Source organism: Bacteroides sp. HMSC067B03, assembly GCF_001811315.1.
Taxonomy (GTDB): Bacteria; Bacteroidota; Bacteroidia; order Bacteroidales; family Bacteroidaceae; genus Bacteroides; species Bacteroides faecis.
The window spans coordinates 1-2,939 of sequence record NZ_KV804243.1 but is presented as its reverse complement, the minus strand read 5'-3'; the positions used below and the strand labels follow the sequence as shown (position 1 = coordinate 2,939).

The following is a 2,939-nucleotide window of genomic DNA, read 5'->3' as shown; positions in this document are numbered from 1 at the left end:
GTAAGTATTCGATAAACTCCCTCGTATAGTAGGTAACGTATGTTCATAATGTCGTTTATTCATTTTATCGTTCTATGATTTATTGTTACATCAATTCAACCAAAAGATGTGCGGGTTTTATAGAAGCTGATATTTTCCCTACTAAAGGAGCGGATAAAAGGAAGTTTTCCCACTTTTTCCCTTATTTTCCTGTGATAAATGTGATAAAGCGGTATTTTTATCCCTACTTTCCCGCCATAATTGGTATAAAAGGGTATTCTTTCCTTTATTTTCCCTATTTATCGGGGATAATGAAGATAAAAACGGCACTTTATTCCCTATTTTCCCGTCTTGATTGGCATAAAACGGTAGTTTTCCCGTGCTTAGGCGGGATTTACGAAGGTATCAGGAGTCTTTCTTGGGGGATTCCGGTGGCGTAACGGATAATATCTTGCCCCCGGATAACAGATTGTCCGGTAACAATTCGGCCAGATCCATCGAGTAGTCATCATCATAATCATGTATATGTTCAAGGAAGTAGATCAGCCACGTACGGAAGTCAGCCCCGGCAGCCTTGCAGCAGCCGAAGAACGAGTAGAGCACCGCCGCATCTTCAGCGGCATCATTATTGCCACAGAACAGGTAATTACGTCTGCCGCACGCGACAGGCCGCACTTTATTTTCTATCTCGTTATTATCCGGTCTGTAACGACCGTCCAGATGGTACCTGGAGAGTTTGTCGAACCTTCCGTATGTATATTTTATGGCTTTCCCGATCGGACTGTCTTTCATTACTTTGGGATATTCATTGACCAGCCATTTCTCGAAGCGCACAAGTATGGGATATGCAAGACGTGCCCTAAGTTCAGCCCTCTGTCCGTAAGTCAGGCGTTCATCGTCAGCCTTACGCTCCACGTCATAAAGCAACTGTATCTGTGCGAGCGCATAGTCGGCACGCTGCATGTCATTCTTTCTTGCCTCCCAAAAATGTCTGCGTGCATGGGCCCAACAGCCAAGAAGGATAATACCTTTCTTGGCGTCCAGCATCTCGTACCTTTCGTACCCGTCCGTCTGTATGGCTCCCCGGAACTTGCCGAAGAGTTTCAGCACCACCTTTCCACTTCGGGAACCCTTGTCATAGTAAAAGAACTGACGTCCGGTCATGACGCTGCGCACAAGCCAGATATAACCTTTGACCGTCTTGTGTCTCTCGTCATTCATCACAGGGATTGTCGTCTCATCCGACTGTATGTAGTCAGTCTGCATCACCAGCTCCCATAATCGGAAGTACAGGGGCCTTAGCAGATCCGCCACATCCTTGAACCAGTCGTTGACCGTTGACGCGGGGAGGTGTACCCCCACACGCTTGAACTGTTCCAGTTGCCTGTGGAACGGTATGTGATCCACATATTTCCCTATCATCATGTCTGCCAGCAATGAGGCGGAGGCATAGCTCTTTGCTATCGGCATGACGGGAAGCGGGCCGGTCCTGAACTCGTTCGTACCCTTCCGTTTGGCCGTATGGCGCACTATCCTGCGGATATAGAACTTTTCGGGCTCGTGCATAAGGATCTCGGTCACTTCCTCTCCGGGAAGGAGCGTCCACTCTTCCGGATTATACCCTTCGGGATATATGTGAACCTCCTCACGCTCAAGATTCTCCGGAAGGGATTTTCTCGTAGGATGCTGCTTCCTCGCTTTTTTACGGGCGATGATCGCTTCTCTGGTAGCCTTCAACTCCTTTTCCGCTTCTTCTGCGGCTTCAGCCTCCCGGGGAAGCATGTCGAAGCCTTCAAAATCCAGCCAGCGGTCCTGGGCGTCAGGCTTTATGAACTTTTCCGCCTTCTTACCGTACAACTGCCGTTCAAGATAGGATACACGTTGTTCCAGACTGTTGATTTTTGCCTCCTTTTGGGCGATTATGGCATCCTTGTCAGACAATAAAGCCTCATACACCTCTTTGTCCGCAGCTTTAAGGGACTGCGTGGACACCATCTCCTTCAACCGGCTGTTTTCTCTATACAGACAGTCGCATTTGTGCATGAGATCCTTTATCAGTAATTCCTTATCGGTTGGCATAATCGTTTAAATATGATGCTAAGATACTAAAAAACAGCCGGAATACGGCATTGTATATGTTATAATTTGTTACAACTACAACCCATGAAAACCACTTCTCTTATAACGCCTGACCTTGCTGCCGTCCATTCCTTGAACCATCATCACAAGGTCATTCCAGAAGGTTTCAATCGCTTTAACCCGACCTTCCTCCGTATTTATGACCGGCAGATGGAAGTGCCCCTGTTCCAGCCTCATATGGTATATCACCAGACCACCATATTCCATATGGAGGATTTTCATACAGGTACAATTCGCATTGATAAAAATGAAAGCGTCACCGTCCCGTACATTCTTTCCCATCTGGTTGGTCACGATGCCGCTAAGCGTATAAAAACTCTTACGCATGTCTGTCGGATACGGGTAAAGATAATATCTGTTGGATTCATTCAAAGAAAACATAGGCTAACGGTTTGAATTCAAAAATATCAGGGTTTGCAATACCTCCGGTGACAAAGGGCTGTTCAAGCGGACTGTGACGCCATTGGGATAGGAGATCTCACATAGCGGCTGGGGAATTGGCGACGGGCTGACCGGAGGGGCAGACTGAAGGGATTTCTCCTTATGGGGAAGACTGACCTGTCCCTTACTGTTTACCTTTACCGGGATAAAGCCGCCTTTGCGCAGCAGCTTGGAACGCCACGCGTAGAAACGTTTGGGACGAATACATTCATTCGAACAAAAATCTATAACTGAAAGTCCGCTCGACTTGAAACGGGAATAAATAGATTCAAAATCTTCCATGGTCCATTGATGTGACATAACGATTGAGCTTTTTTACTTTGATTACAAAAGTAACATCACATTTTTAGAATGAAAGGGGGAGTTTATCGAATGCTTAC

Annotated in this window: 3 protein-coding genes; all 3 read right to left on the bottom strand. The window is 46.6% G+C overall.

Annotated features, from left to right (window positions below):
* Positions 1-384: 384 nt before the first annotated feature.
* On the bottom strand, positions 385-2,058 hold the full coding sequence (locus HMPREF2794_RS01115) for an IS66-like element ISBf10 family transposase (protein ID WP_070750666.1): 1,674 nt from the start codon (positions 2,056-2,058) through the stop codon (positions 385-387).
* A 75-nt stretch (positions 2,059-2,133) separates the two neighbouring features.
* The gene (gene tnpB, locus HMPREF2794_RS01110) at positions 2,134-2,499 is read right to left on the bottom strand and encodes an IS66 family insertion sequence element accessory protein TnpB (RefSeq protein ID WP_034754648.1); all 366 of its coding nucleotides are present in this window, start codon (positions 2,497-2,499) and stop codon (positions 2,134-2,136) included.
* A gap of 3 nt (positions 2,500-2,502) precedes the next feature.
* Positions 2,503-2,859 (bottom strand): IS66 family insertion sequence element accessory protein TnpA, encoded by a 357-nt coding sequence (locus tag HMPREF2794_RS01105; RefSeq protein ID WP_070750664.1) that lies wholly within the window; start codon positions 2,857-2,859, stop codon positions 2,503-2,505.
* Positions 2,860-2,939 lie beyond the last annotated feature (80 nt).

Excerpts from the sequence above, each read along its gene's own strand:
- HMPREF2794_RS01115 (WP_070750666.1), bottom strand. The coding sequence starts at position 2,058 with ATGCCAACCGATAAGGAATTACTGATAAAGGATCTCATGCACAAATGC.
- tnpB (WP_034754648.1), bottom strand. The coding sequence starts at position 2,499 with ATGTTTTCTTTGAATGAATCCAACAGATATTATCTTTACCCGTATCCG.
- HMPREF2794_RS01105 (WP_070750664.1), bottom strand. The coding sequence starts at position 2,859 with ATGTCACATCAATGGACCATGGAAGATTTTGAATCTATTTATTCCCGT.